The organism is Moraxella sp. Pampa (assembly GCF_035181385.1).
In the GTDB taxonomy this organism is placed as follows: Bacteria; Pseudomonadota; Gammaproteobacteria; order Pseudomonadales; family Moraxellaceae; genus Moraxella.
In genome coordinates, this window is record NZ_JAXCJK010000001.1 from 93,179 (window position 1) to 109,648 (window position 16,470).

Genomic DNA, 16,470 nt, shown 5'->3' on the forward strand with positions numbered 1-16,470 from the left:
TACCACGAATATTGAGCTGATATTTGATATAATGAACGAACCTTATTTGCTTTTTTAAATCCATGTCAAAAACCATCACACAGCTTAATTTTCATTTTCTTGATAAATCGTCTCCCGCTCAACAACAAGGTGCAGTAGCACAGATTCTGACATTGTTCCTTGTGGCGATTGTCTTTACAGCACTTGTATTGGCATTTGTTGGTTATCAGTTTGGATATCGTCAGGGTGTGAATTCTGTCCAAGATACGCTGGCTGATAAGGCATTGGGTGCTGATGCAAGTGCACTTGCCACCCAAAATACCGAACTGCAGTTACAGCTCGATGCCATCATTAAAGAACGAGACATTAGCCTTAATAATTTTGAACATCTGAGTGCTGAAAAGCAGTATTTACAGACTAAAAATTTGCAATTAGAGCAGACCAATGCCTTGTTAAAAGCATCGGTGGCAGAGCAAGGTGGTGTGGCACTTAAAGTTACGGCGTCTGAGATAAGCTCATTGCCAGATAATACTTTTGAATACCGTTTTGATGTAGCGATGATTGATGTTTCTGGTAAGGCAATGCGAATGACACCACGCTTGACGCTACTTAATAGCACGAGTATGGTTGAAATCCCATTGACTCCTTCAAGCTATGAGATTGATGGTGCGGCAAGTATTCGTGGGCGGTTTGTGATGCCAGATGGCTTTGTGCCACGCCAAATGAAATTGGAGCTGATTGCAGGTGAGCAAAAAGTACAGCAACTTTATAATTGGCGAGTTGGTAAAATGAAGACAAATGCCTCTTTACCACCATCTAAAAGTGGAATGAACAAGCAATTGGGTCATGAATAATATCAAAAGTCGGGCGATTGCTCGGCTTTTTCTTGCTTGGCTTGGTTTTGTTAGTATGTTGGACATTAAGATAATGAAATTTTCACCTATTCATCAGATGAATCATCAACTGCATCATGGGCAATATGCACATGATACACAAGAACAAGAAGATATAGCACTGCTTGAGAAAGTGGAAAAAACACAAGCACCGATGTATGCGGTTGTCATGCATAACGATGATTATACAACGATGGATTTTGTGGTGTATGTGCTGATGGAAATGTTTAATCATACACTTGAGCGTGCCATACAGCTGATGTATGCCATTCATGAAACTGGCTGTGCGATGGTGGCGATCATGCCGTATGAGATAGGTGAGATGAAAGTGATGCAGGTAACTGAGCTTGCTGAGCAAATGGAGTATCCGCTTTTAACCACCCTTGAAAAGCAATAATTTTGAAAAAGCAATGAGGGTGGGTGGTGATGTCTAAGTCTTAATGGTTGTTTTGAAGATTTTTTATGGGAAAAATTAGGAAAAATAATGTTCAGCACAGATTTTGAAACCGTACGACAACAGATTGAGAAGTATACCAAAAAACACCGTCATGAGTTCATTACGATAGAGCATTTATTGCTTGGGTTGTTAGGCAGTGATTCGGTGAGTGAAATGCTGACTGATTTTGGCGTGGATATTAGTGCATTAAGCGATGAATTAAAAATTTATTTATCCAATTATGTGCCAAAAACTGCCAATGATCACGCTCACATTAAACCCACCAAAAGCTGTGAGCGAGTATTACAACGAGCCATCTGGCATCAGCAGTCAAGTGGGGTAGAGCGTCTGATTGATTGTATTGATGTGTTGGTGGCGATATTCAACGAAAAAGATTCGCAATCGGTATACTTATTGCAAAATTGTGATGTGAATAAACTGCGTGTGCTTCGTTATTTATCGCATAATAAAAAAGACAAAGAAGAGGGCATTAAACATACCCAAAATATCAAAAAAACCACTAAAAAATCCGCAAATCCGCTGAATGATTTTACCATCAACCTGAACGAGCGTGCAAAAAATGGACAAATTGACCCATTGATTGGGCGAAATGCTGAAATTGAACGCACAGTGCAGGTGTTGTGTCGTCGTCGCAAGAATAATCCGTTACTGGTTGGTGAAGCAGGCGTGGGTAAAACTGCCATTGCTGAGGGATTGGCGTGGTTGATTGTCAATGGTAAAGCACCAGAAGCATTGAGCAAAACAGTGATTTACGGTCTTGAAATTGGCTCGCTTGTCGCAGGCACAAAGTTTCGTGGTGATTTTGAAAATCGTATGAAAGAGCTGTTAGCTACCCTAAAAAATACACCAAATGCCATACTCTTTATTGATGAGATTCATACCGTGATTGGGGCTGGTTCCACCATGAACAGTACGATGGATATGTCTAATCTCATCAAGCCTGCTCTTTCTAATGGTGAGCTTCGTTGTATTGGCTCAACCACCTTTAATGAATATCGGCAAATTTTTGAAAAAGACCATGCTTTATCTCGTAGATTTCAAAAAATTGATGTTACTGAACCATCTGTGGTGGATACGGTGGGGATTTTGCAAGGGTTGAAAGAAAAGTATGAAAACCATCATCGAGTGTGTTATACCGATGAAGCATTAGAATCGGCAGCCAACTTGTCATCACGATACATTCAGGATAGATTTTTGCCTGATAAAGCGATAGATGTTATTGATGAGGCGGGTGCTAGGGTTAAAATGCTTGGTAAGGGCGGTGATGAACCTACCGTGATTGATGTTGCCATGATTGAAGAGGTGGTGGCGAAAATGGCACGCATTCCAGCAAAGTCTGTCTCAACAGATGATAAAAAGACTTTAAAAAATCTTGAACGCAACCTAAAACATGTCATTTTTGGGCAAGATGAGGCAATTGAAAGTATCTCATCTGCCATCAAATTGGCTCGTGCAGGGCTAAAACCTATTGATAAACCAATTGGTGCTTTTATGTTTGCAGGTCCTACTGGTGTGGGCAAGACAGAGGTCTGTAAGCAGCTTGCCTTTATGCTGGGCGTGGAATTTGTGCGGTTTGATATGAGTGAGTATATGGAGGCACACACCGCATCACGGCTGATTGGTTCGCCTCCAGGTTATGTAGGCTTTGATCAAGGCGGTCTTTTGACTGAAAAAATCCATAAACACCCACATTCGGTGTTATTGCTTGATGAGATTGAAAAAGCCCACCCTGATGTATTTAATCTGCTTTTGCAAGTCATGGACCATGGCACGCTGACGGACAATAATGGACGCATGGTGTCATTTAAACAAGTCATTCTCATCATGACAACCAATGTTGGTGCACAGAGCATCAGTCGTGCATCAATGGGTTTTACTCATCAAGACCACTCAACTGACAACTTTGATGCACTCAAACGCACTTTTACACCAGAGTTTCGTAACCGCCTAGATGCAGTCATCAGTTTTGCACCGCTTGATGAACGAGTAATGGCTTTGGTCGTGGATAAGTTTATTGTAGAGTTACAAACCCAACTTGACGATAAGAATGTTGTTTTGGAAATAGGTGATGAGGTGCGAGACTATCTTGCCAAGAAAGGCCATGACAGATTGATGGGTGCAAGACCAATGGCACGCTTGATTCAAAATGAAATTAAAAAACCACTTGCTGAATTGATTTTATTTGGTGAGCTTGTGAATGGTGGCGTGGTGCAGGTTTTATTAAATGATGGCAACAGCATAGATTTGTCCGAGCAAAATACAGCACAAAGCCCATCTTCGGGTGTGGAAAAACTACGCTTTAATGTGCTACAATCTACGCCTAAAAATGCGGTGGCTAAGTAGGAATTTTCTTATTTTAATCCCGCTGTTTTTTGTGTATTTATCTAATTTTGGTTTAAGGAAATGGTTATGGCACAGATTTTGGACGGTAAAGCGTTGGCACGCTCAGTTGAAAGCGAGCTGTCGGCACGAGTGGCAAATTTAAAAGAAAAAACAGGGCGGACACCCATTTTGGCGACCATCTTGGTGGGTGATGACCCTGCATCAGCAACCTATGTGCGTATGAAAGGTAATGCCTGCAAACGCATTGGTATGGATAGCATTCGTGTGGAGATGCCACAAAGTACCACCACCCAAGAGTTACTTGATAAAATTGATGAACTTAATGCCAATCCTGATGTGCATGGCATCTTGCTACAACACCCTGTGCCAGAGCAGATTGATGAGCGTGCGTGTTTTGATCGCATTGGTCTTGCCAAAGATGTGGACGGTGTAACTTGCCTAGGTTATGGGCGTATGGCGATGGGTGAAGTTGCCTATGGTTCCTGCACTCCTCAGGGCATCATGCACCTATTAAATCATTATGATGTAGAGCTGTCTGGTAAGCATGCGGTTGTTGTTGGTCGTAGTGCGATTTTGGGCAAACCTATGGCTGCCATGCTCTTAAATGCTAATTGCACTGTAACCATTTGTCATTCACGCACACAAAATCTTGCTGAGCATATCAGACAGGCAGACATTGTGGTTGGTGCTGTGGGCGTGCCAGAATTGATTAAAAAAGACTGGATTAAAAAGGGTGCGGTGGTCATTGATGCAGGCTTTCACCCAACGCCACAAGGTGGCTGTGGTGACATTGAACTTAATGGCATTGAGAGCATTGCGGCGGCTTATACGCCTGTGCCAGGTGGCGTGGGTCCAATGACAATCAATACGCTGATTCGCCAAACTGTCGAAGCAGCGGAGTTGGAGGCTGGTATTCGTTAATTTATTTTGCACCAGCAATAAAAAAACTGCCTAAAAATTGGGCAGTTTTTTGTTTTATTAAGATTGAATGGCTTAATATCAGGAGTTATATGAATGACAATAATCAGTTTGTAGTATTTTTTAACTGAGGGGTTGGTTTGCTTGTTTAGATGTCAGACCAACAAATCCATCACTGCTTTTGAACCAATAAAGCCGACAGCAAGCAGAATAAAGCCATAAATGGTGAAATTTGCCGCACGCTTGCCACGCCAGCCAAAACGGTAGTGTCCAATGATGAATATGCCAAAAACCACCCAAGACAGTACGCTAAAAAATAATTTGTGAGCGATGTGTTGTGCCATGATGTCGTAAGTTGCCACCATACCTAAGCCCAGTGCCACGCTTAAAATCACAAACCCCATCAAAATCATGTCAAACAGTAGGCTCTCCATACTTTGTAAGCTTGGCAACTTGCTCACCCAAAAGCGATGAATGGTACGGCGTTTGAGTTCTTGAATTTGCAATCGCAGCATGACCGCCTGCACTGTTGCCATAAGTAGTACGCAGTAAGCCGCAAATGACAGCAGAATATGTAGTTGCAAAAATGGACTTAAGTGAATAAGTGGCTCGTAAGCTGCTTTTCCCAAATGGCCAATACTAAGTCCAATAAAAGATACAGGTGTTGCCAAAATGCCCAAGCTTAAAATCGGGCGGTATAGGCTAAACAATGCAAAAAATATCAAAAAAAACAAACTGATCAGGCTGATGGTATTAAAAATATTAAAATTTAGTCCGTATGGCGTAATGATTTTTGGATACAACAAAAATGCGTGTAATGTTGCACCGATGAGCAAAGTGATGAGTGTTTGGGTTTTGTTGATGGGTTGCTCTTTGGCGAGTTTTTGGTATAAATTTAGGCCTGTGATGGCATAAATCAACGCAGTTACAAGATAAATAGTCAGCATGGCAACCCCTAAAATACAACTCTGTATTTGCGTTAAAATGACGATAAAGGCCCAGTTAACGACCGTCAATCTTGCTATTTTTACATGAAAAATTAAAATTTATGCTGATGATTGAATTGACCGTCAATGGCAAAAAAGTATAGCAAAATTCACAAAAGGTGTAAAGTAGCATTCTTGGGGTTGTCGTTGGCTCATCATTTTAACTTGATGCACCGATTTAATGTATTGGCTTGATGGATGAATTGGTTTAATTGATGCTGGGCAAATCTGCCAATTCTTCCATAAACTTTAATTTGCATTGGCATAATTATTCATTTTGGCTTACAATAGGCACAGTTTATTTAATTGTAAAAGTCATCTTGGAAAAATTATGTTTGATACCTTAACTCAAAGACTCTCTGGTAGCCTGCGTAACATCACAGGTACATCACAGCTTAGCGAAGACAATATCAAATCCACCCTTCGTGAAGTACGCATGGCACTATTAGAAGCTGATGTGGCATTGCCTGTAGCGCGTGAATTTGTCGCCAAAGTTAAAGAGCAAGCACTGGGTCGGGAGGTTTTAAAAGAGCTACAACCTGGTCAAGCATTTGTTAAGATTGTTTATGATGAGCTGACCGAGATGATGGGCTCGGCCAACCAGTCGCTTGCAATGACAGGCAAACCGCCCGTGGTGTATCTTTTAGCAGGCTTGCAAGGGGCTGGCAAGACGACCACCGCAGGCAAGCTGGCTAAGTTTTTACAAGAAAAACAAAACAAAAAGGTCATGCTTGTTTCGGCGGATGTGTATCGTCCTGCAGCGATTAATCAGCTTGAATTTATAGCAGGTCAGGTTGGTGCGATGTTTGTTCCATCTAGCACAAGTGAAAATCCGATTGATATTGCTCGCCGTGCCATTGAGGAGGCGAAGTTAAAATATGCTGACATTCTTATCATTGATACGGCAGGTCGCCTAGCGATTGACGAGGAGATGATGAAGGAAATTAAGGAGTTGACGCAGGCTGTCAATCCGAGCGAGACTTTGTTTGTTGTGGATAGTATGACAGGTCAAGATGCGGCCAATACCGCCAAAGTCTTTAATGATGCACTGTCTTTGACTGGTGTGATTTTGACCAAAACAGATGGCGATGCCCGTGGCGGTGCGGCACTTTCAGTGCGTGCAATTACTGGCAAGCCAATTAAATTTTTGGGGCGTGGTGAAAAACTAGAAGCACTTGAATTATTTCACCCTGAGCGTATTGCTCAGCGTATCTTGGGTATGGGCGATGTGCTTTCTTTGGTTGAAGAGGTTGAAAGTAAAATTGACCGTGAACAAGCCGAACGCATGGCCAAAAAACTCCAAAAAGGTGGTGATTTTGATTTGGAGGACTTGCTAAACCAATTTCAGCAAATGAAAAATCTTGGTGGTATGGCGGGATTTTTGGATAAGATGCCAGGCATGGGTGGTGCAGACTTACAAAAAGCAATGGAGGAGGCCAAGCCTGAACAAAAGGTTAAAGAAATGGAGGCATTGATTCATTCAATGACCCCATTTGAACGCCAAAACCCTGACAAAATTACCCCAAGTCGCAAACGCCGTATCGCTGCAGGTTCAGGTAAACAGATACAAGATGTAAACCGCCTGCTAAAACAACACAAGCAGATGGCAAGAATGATGAAAATGATTAGCCGTCCTGATGGTATTGGAAAAATGATGAAGGCGGTGCAAGGTCTGACTAAGGGTATGTCAGGCGGTGGTCCGTTGTTTGGTGGTAATAAAGGTCAGGCAGGCATGAATGAAACGCAGATGCGACAATCCATGAGCGAGCTGGGTCTTGACCCAAATAATATGCCAAGCATGGAAGAGATGCAAAAGCAAATCAAAGCAATGGAAGGTCAGTTGCCTAATTTCAAAAAGCGTTTTTGAGTTTTTGATTCATAAAAACACCTAGCAGACAGTTTGGGTGTTTTTATGCTTTTTTTACTCTCTGCATTATTTTATATCATCTAAGCTAAGCAACTTAAAAAACAAACCAAACAATAAACCAAACTAAATCAGTCAAGTAAATTCTTATGTTAATCGCTTTTGATACAGTGTTTGAGCAATGCTCTGTTGCACTGCTGGACAATCATAAATTGATCGCTCAAAAAACCACCGAGGGTGCTCGTGGTCAAACAGAAATTATCCTACCGATGATAGATGAGCTACTTAGGGCGAATGATGCCCATCTTGATGATGTTGATTTGCTCGCCTTTAACCGTGGTCCAGGTGCATTTAGTGGCATTCGTATTAATACGGCAGTTGTGCAAGCATTATCTTTTGCACATGACATTGCTTGTGTGGGTGTATCAAGCTTGCAAGCATTGACAAATGGTTTTTCTATGCAAAACAGCTTGATGAATGGCACAACCATCGCAAGTTGTATTGATGCTCGCCAAAATGAAGTTTATGTATGTTTTTATCAAATTAAAAATAGCCAGCCAATCCAAGTTGCTGATGAACAGTTATTATCCTATGAAAGTCAAGTCAATGCCGATATTGTGATTGGTGATGGCGGTGATTTTATTCAAACTGATGGCACGAAAGTTTTGTATAGACCGACTGCTTATGACATCGGTAAAATTGCTTATGCTGAATTTTTAAAAAATGGCGGAACAACCGCAGACAATGCTTTGCCAGTGTATTTGCGTCATAATGCGTGGAAAACTTTAGCGGAGCAAGGCAAAAAATAATTTTATTTTTTTGTCATTTTCATTTGTTATTGTTATAAAAATTAATAAAAATCAATCATGTGAGTTAGAAAATTCATGGACATACTGTTGTTTATCAAAGCTGTTATCATGGGCATCGTTGAGGGTATTACAGAGTTTTTACCGATTTCTAGTACGGGCTACTTGATTTTATTTGGCGATATGATGGATTTTTGGAGCAAAGATAAGCGAGATTTGTTTATTGTAGTTATTCAGCTTGGGGCGATTTTGGCGGTCATCTATGACTATTGGGGTCGACTGTGGTCGGCATTTATGGGTCTGCTAACAGGCAGAGCGAATGGCATGAACAGCCCCAGAGGGCTTGGTGGTGCACTCATCATTGCCACCATACCTGTCATGGTCATGGGTTTTGCATTCAAAGACTTGATCACAACAATGCTATTTCATCCGCTCATTGTGGCAACCATGCTCATTATCGGTGCGTTGTTCATCATGTATGTTGAAAAACGCCCACGACCCATTAAGGTAATGGAAGCTGAACAAATGGATTTTAAAACAGCTCTAAAAATTGGTTTGGTCCAATGTCTTGCACTCATTCCCGGCACTTCTCGTTCTGGGGCGACCATCATCGGTGCATTATGGTTTGGTGCGTCCCGAAAGGCAGCAACTGAATTTTCATTTTTTTTGGGCATTCCTGTGCTTGTTGGTGCGGCCTTGCTGGATTTGTTGGATAAAAAACAAGCGTTGCAAACAGGGCAAGATTGGGTGATTTTGGGCTTGGGAGTGGTGGTCTCATTCATTGTGGCATTGCTTTGTATTCGCTTTATGGTAACTTGGGTGTCTAAGAGGGATTTTATGATTTTTGCTTATCTGCGTATCCTGACAGGCGTGGTTGTTCTGCTGATGTATTTTATGTTTGGCTATCAGGTTCAAGGTTAAACTGATGGAGATTTTGGTTGTCGGAACCAATCAAGATGATGAATTGATTTTTGATAAATTGCAGTTCATCAATCAGACAAAGGCACTAAATTTGGCTTTGTCGTTTCATGCTTTGCCAAAGCTGAGCAACAAATTCATTTTGTCGTTATCTGGTGAGTGTGATGACAAAACCATCATCGCCATCATCAAAAATACGCCTACTTTAATTAAGATTGACAATGGCGATATTGTCAAATCTTATTTGAATTGGCCGTCTTTAACCAAGCGTATTGTTACGGCTGGACGCAAATCCGAGCTGATTTTACAAGTGTGTAAATTAAATGCTGGCATGAGTGCGATAGACGGCACGGCAGGATTTGGGCATGATGGGCTGATTTTGGCGAGCACAGGAGCAAGTGTGGCAATGATTGAGCAAAACCCACTTGTTGCTTTGTTGTTATTTTATGAATATGATGTGATGAATGCTCATGTAAACTGGCAAAAATTACTTGGTAGAATCAGCATTCATCACGGTGATTTTTTAGATTTTAGTTTTTTACAAAATTTGCCAAAAGTGGATTTGGTATATCTTGACCCCATGTTTCCTTCTGCCAGCTATTCAGCAAAAGTCAATAAAAATATGCAGCTGCTCCATGGGCTAGTGGTTGCACCAAGCATTGATGATGAGCAAAATTTTTTATCTTTTGCCAAATCTAGATTAAATGATGATGGAAAAGTGGTGGTAAAACGCCCAGTTTTTGCACCACATTTGTCAAACCAATATCCAGCCCAAAGCGTGGCAAATGATGCGATTCGTTTTGATAAATATGACAAATAAAAAAGGAGATATCCATGCAGTATGAGTATTTGGTGTTGTTTGTTGTGCTTGTCATGACTTGGCAGAATTTTTCATTAAGACGCAAAATCAAACAGTTGTGGCAAGCGATGGATAAAAGTAAATATATCGCTCGCTATACCGAGTTGGTTCATCAGCACAAAGACCAAATGAAGGCGGTTAAGTCATTGCGTCAGGAGTTTAGCGAATTAAACCTATTGCAGGCGGTGGAGGTCAGTAAATTTGCCCATCACCAGATGGATAATAAGCCTGATAAAAGCTAAGATGAAAGAGCGATAAACATGACCTTTAGACAAAAACTGATTGCATGGCTACAATTAACACGCTTTGATAAACCTGTGGGGACGGAGCTTTTGCTGTACCCAACCTTATGGTCGTTGTTCTTGGCAAACGCAGAGCTTGGTAAGTTGCCAGATATTGAGCGCATACTGATTTTTGCACTTGGGGCGGTGTTCATGCGTGCGGCAGGTTGTGCGATTAATGATTTTGCTGACCGAAAGGTTGATGGCAAGGTCAAACGCACCAAAGACCGTCCGCTTGTTGATGGGCGGTTGTCTGCCAAGACAGCGGTGATGACTTTTTTGGGGTTGTCTTTGCTTTGTGCTTGCTTGTTGTTTTTTCTGCCCATTCAGGTGTTTTATTGGTCGCTTGGGGCGTTGCTATTGGCTTTTATTTATCCGTTCATGAAGCGTCATACGCACCTACCACAGGTTGTCTTGGCAGCAGCATTCGGTTGGGCTGTTCCGATGGCATATGTGGCGACATTGGGCCATGTCAGTGTGTGGGGCTGGGTGTTGTTTGTGGCTTATATGTGTTGGACGGTGGCGTATGATACCGAATATGCGATGTGCGATCGAGATGATGATGTTAAAATTGGTGTAAAATCTACTGCCATTTTATTTGGTCGCTATGATGTGATGGCGATTATGATGCTGATGATGGTGTTTTTGATACTGATGGCATTATCGTTCATGTATTATTTTGGTCTGTGGGCAAAATGGTTGTTACTCCCTGTGCTTGGTTTGTTTGTTTATCAGTACTTACTTATTCAAAAAAAACAAAGACTAGATTGCTTTAAGGCCTTTCGCCACAACGCATGGGTGGGGCGTTATGTCTTTTTAGTCACAGTCATTGTGTGTGTTTGGCTTTTTGGCTAGAAACGGCCTTTAAATTACTTGGTTTTTGGTCATACATGGTCTAAAAAATTGGGGCTAATTGACCGAAAATGTATTTAAATATGATATGATGAGCCATTGATTCTTTGTGAAAAAAGCCTAAAATAACTAAGATAAAAAGCCTAAAATCTTAAAAATAAAACAACCAATTCTTAAAATTTGATTTTAAGTTTTATAAAAAAAGCCAATTTGGTGAGCGTATGAATACAGCAAATAATCACAATACAGATTTTCTTACAAATGCGATGAACGCCATTCGTACCGAACAGCGTGCTTTGGATTTGCTTATTGAAGAGCTTGATGAGCGATTTGTTGAAGCGTGCAAGGTGATTTTGGCGTGCAATAGGCGTGTGGTCGTTACTGGCATGGGTAAGAGCGGACATATCGGGCGTAAGATTGCCGCAACGCTTGCCTCAACAGGCACGCCTGCTTTTTTTATACACCCAGCAGAGGCAGGGCATGGTGATTTGGGTATGCTGGTCAAAGGCGATGTCTTGATTGCCATTTCAAATTCTGGTGAGTCAGATGAGATTCGCACGCTTATCCCTGTGGTAAAGCAGTTAAATATCCCACTCATCAGCATCAGCCGTGATCAGCGAGGATTTTTGCCGAAGTCTGCTGACATTGTACTGACTTTGGGGAAATCCGAAGAGGCTTGTCCACTCGGACTTGCACCGACTTCTAGTACAACAGCAACACTGGCACTTGGCGATGCACTTGCGGTGGCATTGCTTCACGCTCGTGGGTTTACCAGTCATGATTTTGCCTTGTCTCACCCAGCGGGAGCATTGGGGCGAAAGCTGCTGACAAAAGTACAAGACTTGATGCATTCGGAGAACTTGCCTGTGGTGAATGAATCTGCAAGTTTGCATGAAACTTTGTTGGTGATGACAGCAGGCAGATTGGGTTTGGCGGTCATTGTTAATGCTAATCATGATGTGGTTGGGGTGTTTACCGATGGTGATTTACGCCGAAAACTTGCTGAGCATACCGATTTGTCAGTACAAATTGCCAGCATCATGACACGCACGCCTAAATCTACCACAAGTGAGATGCGTGTGTCAGATGCTTTGACCATGATGAATGAACACAGTATTGGTCAGCTTTTGGTGCTTGATGGTGGTAAGTTGCAAGGCGTACTAAGCATTCATGATGTGATTAAGGCAGGCGTGAGCTAAAATCAAAAAAATGGAAAATCAAATGAACGACACCAAGATTGTACCAAATGCTGTACTAGATAAGGCCAAAAAAATCAAACTCTTTGCCATGGATGTTGATGGTATCTTATCTGATGGCAAAATCATCTATAATTCTTATGATGTTGAAACCAAAGCTTTTCATGTGCAAGATGGCATGGGATTGGTGGCATTAAAAGAAATAGGCATCATCCTTGCCATCATTACAGGGCGTACATCACCGATGGTTGCTCGTCGTGCAACTGAGCTTGGCATTCATCATGTGGTACAAGGGCGTGATGATAAGTTTGTGGCACTTTCTGCTTTGGCAGAACAATTGGGATTTTCCTTAGAAGAATGTGCTTATATGGGTGATGATTGGCCTGATTTGAAGGCAATTGATGAGGCAGGCCTTGGTGTGAGCGTGCCAAATGGTGCAGATATTGTTCAGCAAGTTGCTGATGTCGTTACCATAAAAAAAGGTGGTGATGGGGCGGTCAGAGAAGTGTGCGAGTTGATATTAAAAGCACAGGGCAAATATGATGATTTTATTCAGCGATTTTTATGACTGACCAGCAAAAAATATGATTGACTAACAAAAAATAGTGTAAAAATAGCGATGACTGCATGAATGTTAGAATTTTAAGTGTGCTTGGTGTGTTGGTGATGATGGTAGTAGCTTGGTTTTTTTACCAAGAAGATACTAAGTTTGCTTCGGTTGCTCCAATCAAGCCTAATGTGGCATATGAAGTCAATGAGATTAGGGCGGTACAGACCAATGAAAAGACAGGCGATGTTGAGTACACTTTGACGGCTGATTCACTTGTGCAAAATGCTGCTGGTGAAGACGAGATGCTTGATGCCGTCTTAAACTGGCAGGTGCCACAAGGTGAGAAATATGTCATTACTACTAAGCGTATCACGCTTGACCAAGACACGGGTAATTTAAAGATTTCAGATGGTTTTGTGATGATGCGAATGGCTACTGATACCAAGCCAGCACTTGTTTTTGAGGGTCGTACGCTGTTTGGTAATGTCAAATCGCGTCAATTGACAAGCAATGAGTCTTTGTTGGTAAAAAATGGTAAAGATGAGTTTTATGCTGCTAAAATGACAGCCGACTTAAATTTGGGTGAATATGAATTTAGCAAAATAAAAATGCAATATCATGCCATTGAACGCAAGGATAAATCATTGTTTTAATTGATTTTTGATGGTTAAAAATGCCAATGATTCATTTAAAAATTTATAAAAATTGAGAAAATTTATGACAATTAATCATACCTTCATTAAGCCTGTACTTATTGCGAGTGTGCTTGGTTTACCATTGGTGATTGGTATTGCTAATGCTTTGCCATCTGATGCCAATCAGCCAATCCGTCTGCTTGCTGATCGTGCCACCTATGTTGAACGCACGGGTGTAACGACCTATTCTGGCAATGTTAGTATTGAGCAAGGAACGCTCAAAATCACCGCTGACGATATTACACTCAGCCTAAGCAATGATCGCAAAATAACAAACGCTGTTGCCACAGGGAAACCATCTGTTTTTCAGCAGGCCATTAGCCAAAAGCAAGGGCTTGCCAAAGGTCAGGCGACTCGCATTGATTATGATGCAAAGACAGGTATTGTAACTTTGGCTGGCAATGCTAAACTTACCCAAGCAGGCTCAAGCTTCTCGGGAGATACCATTCGTTATAGTCTAAAAGCAGGTGATGTAGAGGCTAACTCGGGTCGTGGTCAGCGTGTAGAATTGGTATTTCCACCAAGTGCCAGCAGTTCACAACAAAGCCTGCGTTAGTTTTATTCATTATCTTTAAAAGGTTTTTTTTAAGGAAAATTATGTCAGATATGGCCTTAAAAATGCGTCATTTGGGCAAGCGTTATGGTGAGCGTTGGGTGGTCAAAGATGTATCCTTTGAAATCTGGCAAGGTCAGGTGGTGGGTATTTTGGGTCCAAACGGTGCAGGCAAAACAACCAGTTTTTATATGGTCATTGGACTGGTGCCAATGGACAAAGGTCAAGTGATGCTTGGCGATGTTGATTTGTCTAAAAAACCCATGCACCAAAGAGCTACACAGGGCATTGGTTATCTGCCCCAAGAAGCGTCAATTTTTAGAAAGCTTACCATTGAGCAAAATATCCTATCTGTGTTGCAAATGCGTCAAGACTTGGATAAAAAGGGTCAATTGCAAGAACTTGAAAAGCTCATACAAGAATTTTATCTAGAACATGTGCGTCATTCGCTTGGCATGAGTGTTTCAGGTGGTGAGCGTCGTCGTTGTGAGATTGCTCGTGCCTTGGCAAGCAACCCAAAGTTTATCCTGCTTGATGAGCCTTTTGCGGGTGTAGATCCTATCTCCGTAGGTGACATCAAAGAAGTCATCAATGCCCTAAAAGAGCGTGGCATTGGTGTTCTTATCACCGATCATAATGTGCGTGAGACTTTATCGATCTGTGAAAAAGCTTATATTGTCTCTGAGGGTGCCATCATTGCTGAAGGATCACCACATGATATTTTGGAGAATGATTTGGTGCAAAAAGTTTATTTGGGCAAAGATTTTACTGTTTAGTTGGAAAAAATCATCAGATACTTGTTAAATTTGGGATAAAATGTCAAAAAAATCATCATCTTATGTCTGCCAATCTTGTGGTGCAAGTTTTGGCAAATGGTCTGGTCAGTGTGCCGACTGTGGTGAATGGAATTCGCTTGTTGAGGCACCAGACATTGCCATGCCGCATCATAAACACAAAGTTGCCAAAAAATCCACCACCAAAAATGCCAACTATGCAGGTGCGGTCTCTGGTGTGATGAATCTTGATGAAGTGGGTGTAACGATTGAAACACGCATGCCAACTGGAATTGGCGAGTTTGATCGTGTGTTGGGCGGTGGTCTGGTTGCAGGCTCGGTGGTGTTGATTGGTGGCGATCCAGGTATTGGTAAATCCACCATCTTATTGCAGACTGCCACTAATATGGCCAGTAGTGATTCTTTGGCAGGTTCAGCGCTTTATATCACGGGCGAAGAAAGTTTATCTCAGGTCGCCATGCGTGCCAAAAGGCTTGGTTTGCCCACCGATCGCCTCAGGGTGCTCGCTGAGACCAATGTTGATGCCATTTGTTTGGCATTGTCCACCGAACAGCCTGCTGTTGCCATCATTGACTCTATTCAGACCTTATTTACTGATGTAATACAGTCTGCACCTGGGGGCGTGGCTCAGATTCGTGAGTCGGCAGCGATTTTGACACGCTATGCCAAACAATCAGGTATAGCACTGTTTTTGGTAGGTCATGTTACCAAAGAAGGGGCGCTTGCTGGCCCAAGAGTGCTTGAACACATGGTTGATACCGTGCTATATTTTGAGGGTGAAAGTGATTCTCGGTTTCGTATGATTCGTGCGGTAAAAAATCGTTTTGGTGCGGTCAATGAGCTGGGTATTTTTGGCATGACGGATATGGGGCTAAAGGAGGTTGCCAATCCGTCAGCGATATTTTTAAGCCGTTATGAGCGACCGATTGCAGGCTCGGTGGTGATGGTCAGTCGAGAAGGTACTAGACCGCTGTTGGTTGAGGTGCAGGCACTTGTTGATGATGCACATGCCCAGCCACGGCGTATGGCACTTGGGTTGGACTATCAACGCCTATCTATGTTGCTTGCGGTCATGCATCGTCATGGCGGTATTTATACGAATGGTCAAGATGTCTATGTCAATGTCGTAGGCGGTGTCAAAGTTATGGAAACTGGTTCAGATTTGGCAGTGCTACTTGCTTGTGCATCAAGTTTAAGGGAAAAAGCTTTGCCGCCTCGCCTTGCGGTTTTTGGTGAAGTGGGGTTGTCTGGAGAGATTCGCCCTGTACCAAATGGTCAAGAGCGTCTAAGAGAGGCGATGAAGCACGGTTTTACGCACGCCATCATTCCTAGGGCCAATGCACCAAAAGCTGATAGCGACCAATTTTATGGCATTCAAGTCATTGCGGTAGATCGGCTTGATGATGCAATCAACCATGCTTTTGATTTGGCATCATCAATATAATTTTATAACTTTGCTATGCCACTTGCCTTAATAAGTAACTAAAATATAAAAAAATAAACCTAAAGCTAGGTTTATTTTTTTT

At 42.0% G+C, this 16,470-nt stretch carries 17 protein-coding genes; 16 read left to right on the forward strand and 1 reads right to left on the reverse strand.

Annotation, left to right across the window (positions count from 1 at the left end; translation table 11 throughout):
- The first annotated feature begins 62 nt into the window (after positions 1-62).
- The 4 genes from R0123_RS00445 to folD all read left to right on the forward strand — a co-directional run bounded on the left by R0123_RS00445 (position 63) and on the right by folD (position 4,593).
- Complete coding sequence (locus R0123_RS00445; RefSeq protein WP_323841307.1) at positions 63-833, forward strand: hypothetical protein; 771 nt, start codon at positions 63-65, stop codon at positions 831-833.
- Positions 826-1,269, forward strand: a complete 444-nt coding sequence (locus tag R0123_RS00450) for an ATP-dependent Clp protease adaptor ClpS (RefSeq protein ID WP_323842713.1) — start codon at positions 826-828, stop codon at positions 1,267-1,269. The genes R0123_RS00445 and R0123_RS00450 overlap by 8 nt, the downstream gene beginning before the upstream one ends.
- A gap of 87 nt (positions 1,270-1,356) precedes the next feature.
- Positions 1,357-3,672 (forward strand): ATP-dependent Clp protease ATP-binding subunit ClpA, encoded by a 2,316-nt coding sequence (gene clpA / locus R0123_RS00455; RefSeq protein ID WP_323842714.1) that lies wholly within the window; start codon positions 1,357-1,359, stop codon positions 3,670-3,672.
- 66 nt (positions 3,673-3,738) lie between these two features.
- Positions 3,739-4,593 (forward strand): bifunctional methylenetetrahydrofolate dehydrogenase/methenyltetrahydrofolate cyclohydrolase FolD, encoded by an 855-nt coding sequence (folD, locus tag R0123_RS00460; RefSeq protein WP_323842715.1) that lies wholly within the window; start codon positions 3,739-3,741, stop codon positions 4,591-4,593.
- Positions 4,594-4,745: 152 nt separating this feature from the next.
- Here folD and R0123_RS00465 read toward each other — a convergent pair whose 3' ends face one another.
- Complete coding sequence (locus R0123_RS00465) at positions 4,746-5,537, reverse strand: cytochrome C assembly family protein (RefSeq protein WP_323841311.1); 792 nt, start codon at positions 5,535-5,537, stop codon at positions 4,746-4,748.
- A gap of 370 nt (positions 5,538-5,907) precedes the next feature.
- Here R0123_RS00465 and ffh point away from each other — a divergent pair, with 370 nt between their 5' ends.
- From ffh to radA, 12 genes are all read left to right on the forward strand, one after another.
- The gene (gene ffh, locus R0123_RS00470) at positions 5,908-7,443 is read left to right on the forward strand and encodes a signal recognition particle protein (RefSeq protein ID WP_323842716.1); all 1,536 of its coding nucleotides are present in this window, start codon (positions 5,908-5,910) and stop codon (positions 7,441-7,443) included.
- Positions 7,444-7,589: 146 nt separating this feature from the next.
- The gene (tsaB, locus tag R0123_RS00475; protein WP_323842717.1) at positions 7,590-8,249 is read left to right on the forward strand and encodes a tRNA (adenosine(37)-N6)-threonylcarbamoyltransferase complex dimerization subunit type 1 TsaB; all 660 of its coding nucleotides are present in this window, start codon (positions 7,590-7,592) and stop codon (positions 8,247-8,249) included.
- 75 nt (positions 8,250-8,324) lie between these two features.
- The gene (locus R0123_RS00480; protein ID WP_323841314.1) at positions 8,325-9,167 is read left to right on the forward strand and encodes an undecaprenyl-diphosphate phosphatase; all 843 of its coding nucleotides are present in this window, start codon (positions 8,325-8,327) and stop codon (positions 9,165-9,167) included.
- Positions 9,168-9,171: 4 nt separating this feature from the next.
- Complete coding sequence (locus R0123_RS00485) at positions 9,172-9,984, forward strand: class I SAM-dependent methyltransferase (RefSeq protein WP_323841315.1); 813 nt, start codon at positions 9,172-9,174, stop codon at positions 9,982-9,984.
- Positions 9,985-9,998: 14 nt separating this feature from the next.
- Positions 9,999-10,265 (forward strand): hypothetical protein, encoded by a 267-nt coding sequence (locus tag R0123_RS00490; RefSeq protein ID WP_323841316.1) that lies wholly within the window; start codon positions 9,999-10,001, stop codon positions 10,263-10,265.
- Between the two features lie 18 nt (positions 10,266-10,283).
- Entirely contained in the window at positions 10,284-11,159 is an 876-nt protein-coding gene (gene ubiA, locus R0123_RS00495; protein ID WP_323842718.1) for a 4-hydroxybenzoate octaprenyltransferase, read from the forward strand.
- A gap of 218 nt (positions 11,160-11,377) precedes the next feature.
- The gene (locus R0123_RS00500) at positions 11,378-12,355 is read left to right on the forward strand and encodes a KpsF/GutQ family sugar-phosphate isomerase (protein WP_323842719.1); all 978 of its coding nucleotides are present in this window, start codon (positions 11,378-11,380) and stop codon (positions 12,353-12,355) included.
- Positions 12,356-12,377: 22 nt separating this feature from the next.
- Positions 12,378-12,920: a KdsC family phosphatase gene (locus R0123_RS00505; RefSeq protein WP_323842720.1), complete on the forward strand. Its 543-nt coding sequence runs from the start codon at positions 12,378-12,380 to the stop codon at positions 12,918-12,920.
- 59 nt (positions 12,921-12,979) lie between these two features.
- Positions 12,980-13,555, forward strand: coding sequence for an LPS export ABC transporter periplasmic protein LptC (gene lptC, locus R0123_RS00510; RefSeq protein ID WP_323842721.1), 576 nt, complete (start codon positions 12,980-12,982; stop codon positions 13,553-13,555).
- Positions 13,556-13,619: 64 nt separating this feature from the next.
- Entirely contained in the window at positions 13,620-14,153 is a 534-nt protein-coding gene (gene lptA / locus R0123_RS00515; RefSeq protein ID WP_323841321.1) for a lipopolysaccharide transport periplasmic protein LptA, read from the forward strand.
- 41 nt (positions 14,154-14,194) lie between these two features.
- On the forward strand, positions 14,195-14,926 hold the full coding sequence (gene lptB, locus R0123_RS00520; RefSeq protein WP_323841322.1) for an LPS export ABC transporter ATP-binding protein: 732 nt from the start codon (positions 14,195-14,197) through the stop codon (positions 14,924-14,926).
- Between the two features lie 40 nt (positions 14,927-14,966).
- A complete protein-coding gene (gene radA / locus R0123_RS00525; RefSeq protein ID WP_323842722.1) occupies positions 14,967-16,388 on the forward strand; it encodes a DNA repair protein RadA in 1,422 nt (473 codons plus the stop codon).
- Positions 16,389-16,470: the final 82 nt, after the last annotated feature.

Bases quoted from the DNA above. Each gene is read 5' to 3' on its own strand.
- ubiA (WP_323842718.1), top strand. From the start codon at position 10,284: ATGACCTTTAGACAAAAACTGATTGCATGGCTACAATTAACACGCTTT.
- R0123_RS00505 (WP_323842720.1), top strand. From the start codon at position 12,378: ATGAACGACACCAAGATTGTACCAAATGCTGTACTAGATAAGGCCAAA.
- R0123_RS00465 (WP_323841311.1), bottom strand. From the start codon at position 5,537: ATGCTGACTATTTATCTTGTAACTGCGTTGATTTATGCCATCACAGGC.
- clpA (WP_323842714.1), top strand. From the start codon at position 1,357: ATGTTCAGCACAGATTTTGAAACCGTACGACAACAGATTGAGAAGTAT.
- R0123_RS00445 (WP_323841307.1), top strand. From the start codon at position 63: ATGTCAAAAACCATCACACAGCTTAATTTTCATTTTCTTGATAAATCG.
- ffh (WP_323842716.1), top strand. From the start codon at position 5,908: ATGTTTGATACCTTAACTCAAAGACTCTCTGGTAGCCTGCGTAACATC.
- R0123_RS00450 (WP_323842713.1), top strand. From the start codon at position 826: ATGAATAATATCAAAAGTCGGGCGATTGCTCGGCTTTTTCTTGCTTGG.
- R0123_RS00480 (WP_323841314.1), top strand. From the start codon at position 8,325: ATGGACATACTGTTGTTTATCAAAGCTGTTATCATGGGCATCGTTGAG.
- lptB (WP_323841322.1), top strand. From the start codon at position 14,195: ATGTCAGATATGGCCTTAAAAATGCGTCATTTGGGCAAGCGTTATGGT.
- lptC (WP_323842721.1), top strand. From the start codon at position 12,980: ATGAATGTTAGAATTTTAAGTGTGCTTGGTGTGTTGGTGATGATGGTA.
- R0123_RS00500 (WP_323842719.1), top strand. From the start codon at position 11,378: ATGAATACAGCAAATAATCACAATACAGATTTTCTTACAAATGCGATG.
- lptA (WP_323841321.1), top strand. From the start codon at position 13,620: ATGACAATTAATCATACCTTCATTAAGCCTGTACTTATTGCGAGTGTG.
- folD (WP_323842715.1), top strand. From the start codon at position 3,739: ATGGCACAGATTTTGGACGGTAAAGCGTTGGCACGCTCAGTTGAAAGC.
- tsaB (WP_323842717.1), top strand. From the start codon at position 7,590: ATGTTAATCGCTTTTGATACAGTGTTTGAGCAATGCTCTGTTGCACTG.
- R0123_RS00490 (WP_323841316.1), top strand. From the start codon at position 9,999: ATGCAGTATGAGTATTTGGTGTTGTTTGTTGTGCTTGTCATGACTTGG.
- R0123_RS00485 (WP_323841315.1), top strand. From the start codon at position 9,172: ATGGAGATTTTGGTTGTCGGAACCAATCAAGATGATGAATTGATTTTT.
- radA (WP_323842722.1), top strand. From the start codon at position 14,967: ATGTCAAAAAAATCATCATCTTATGTCTGCCAATCTTGTGGTGCAAGT.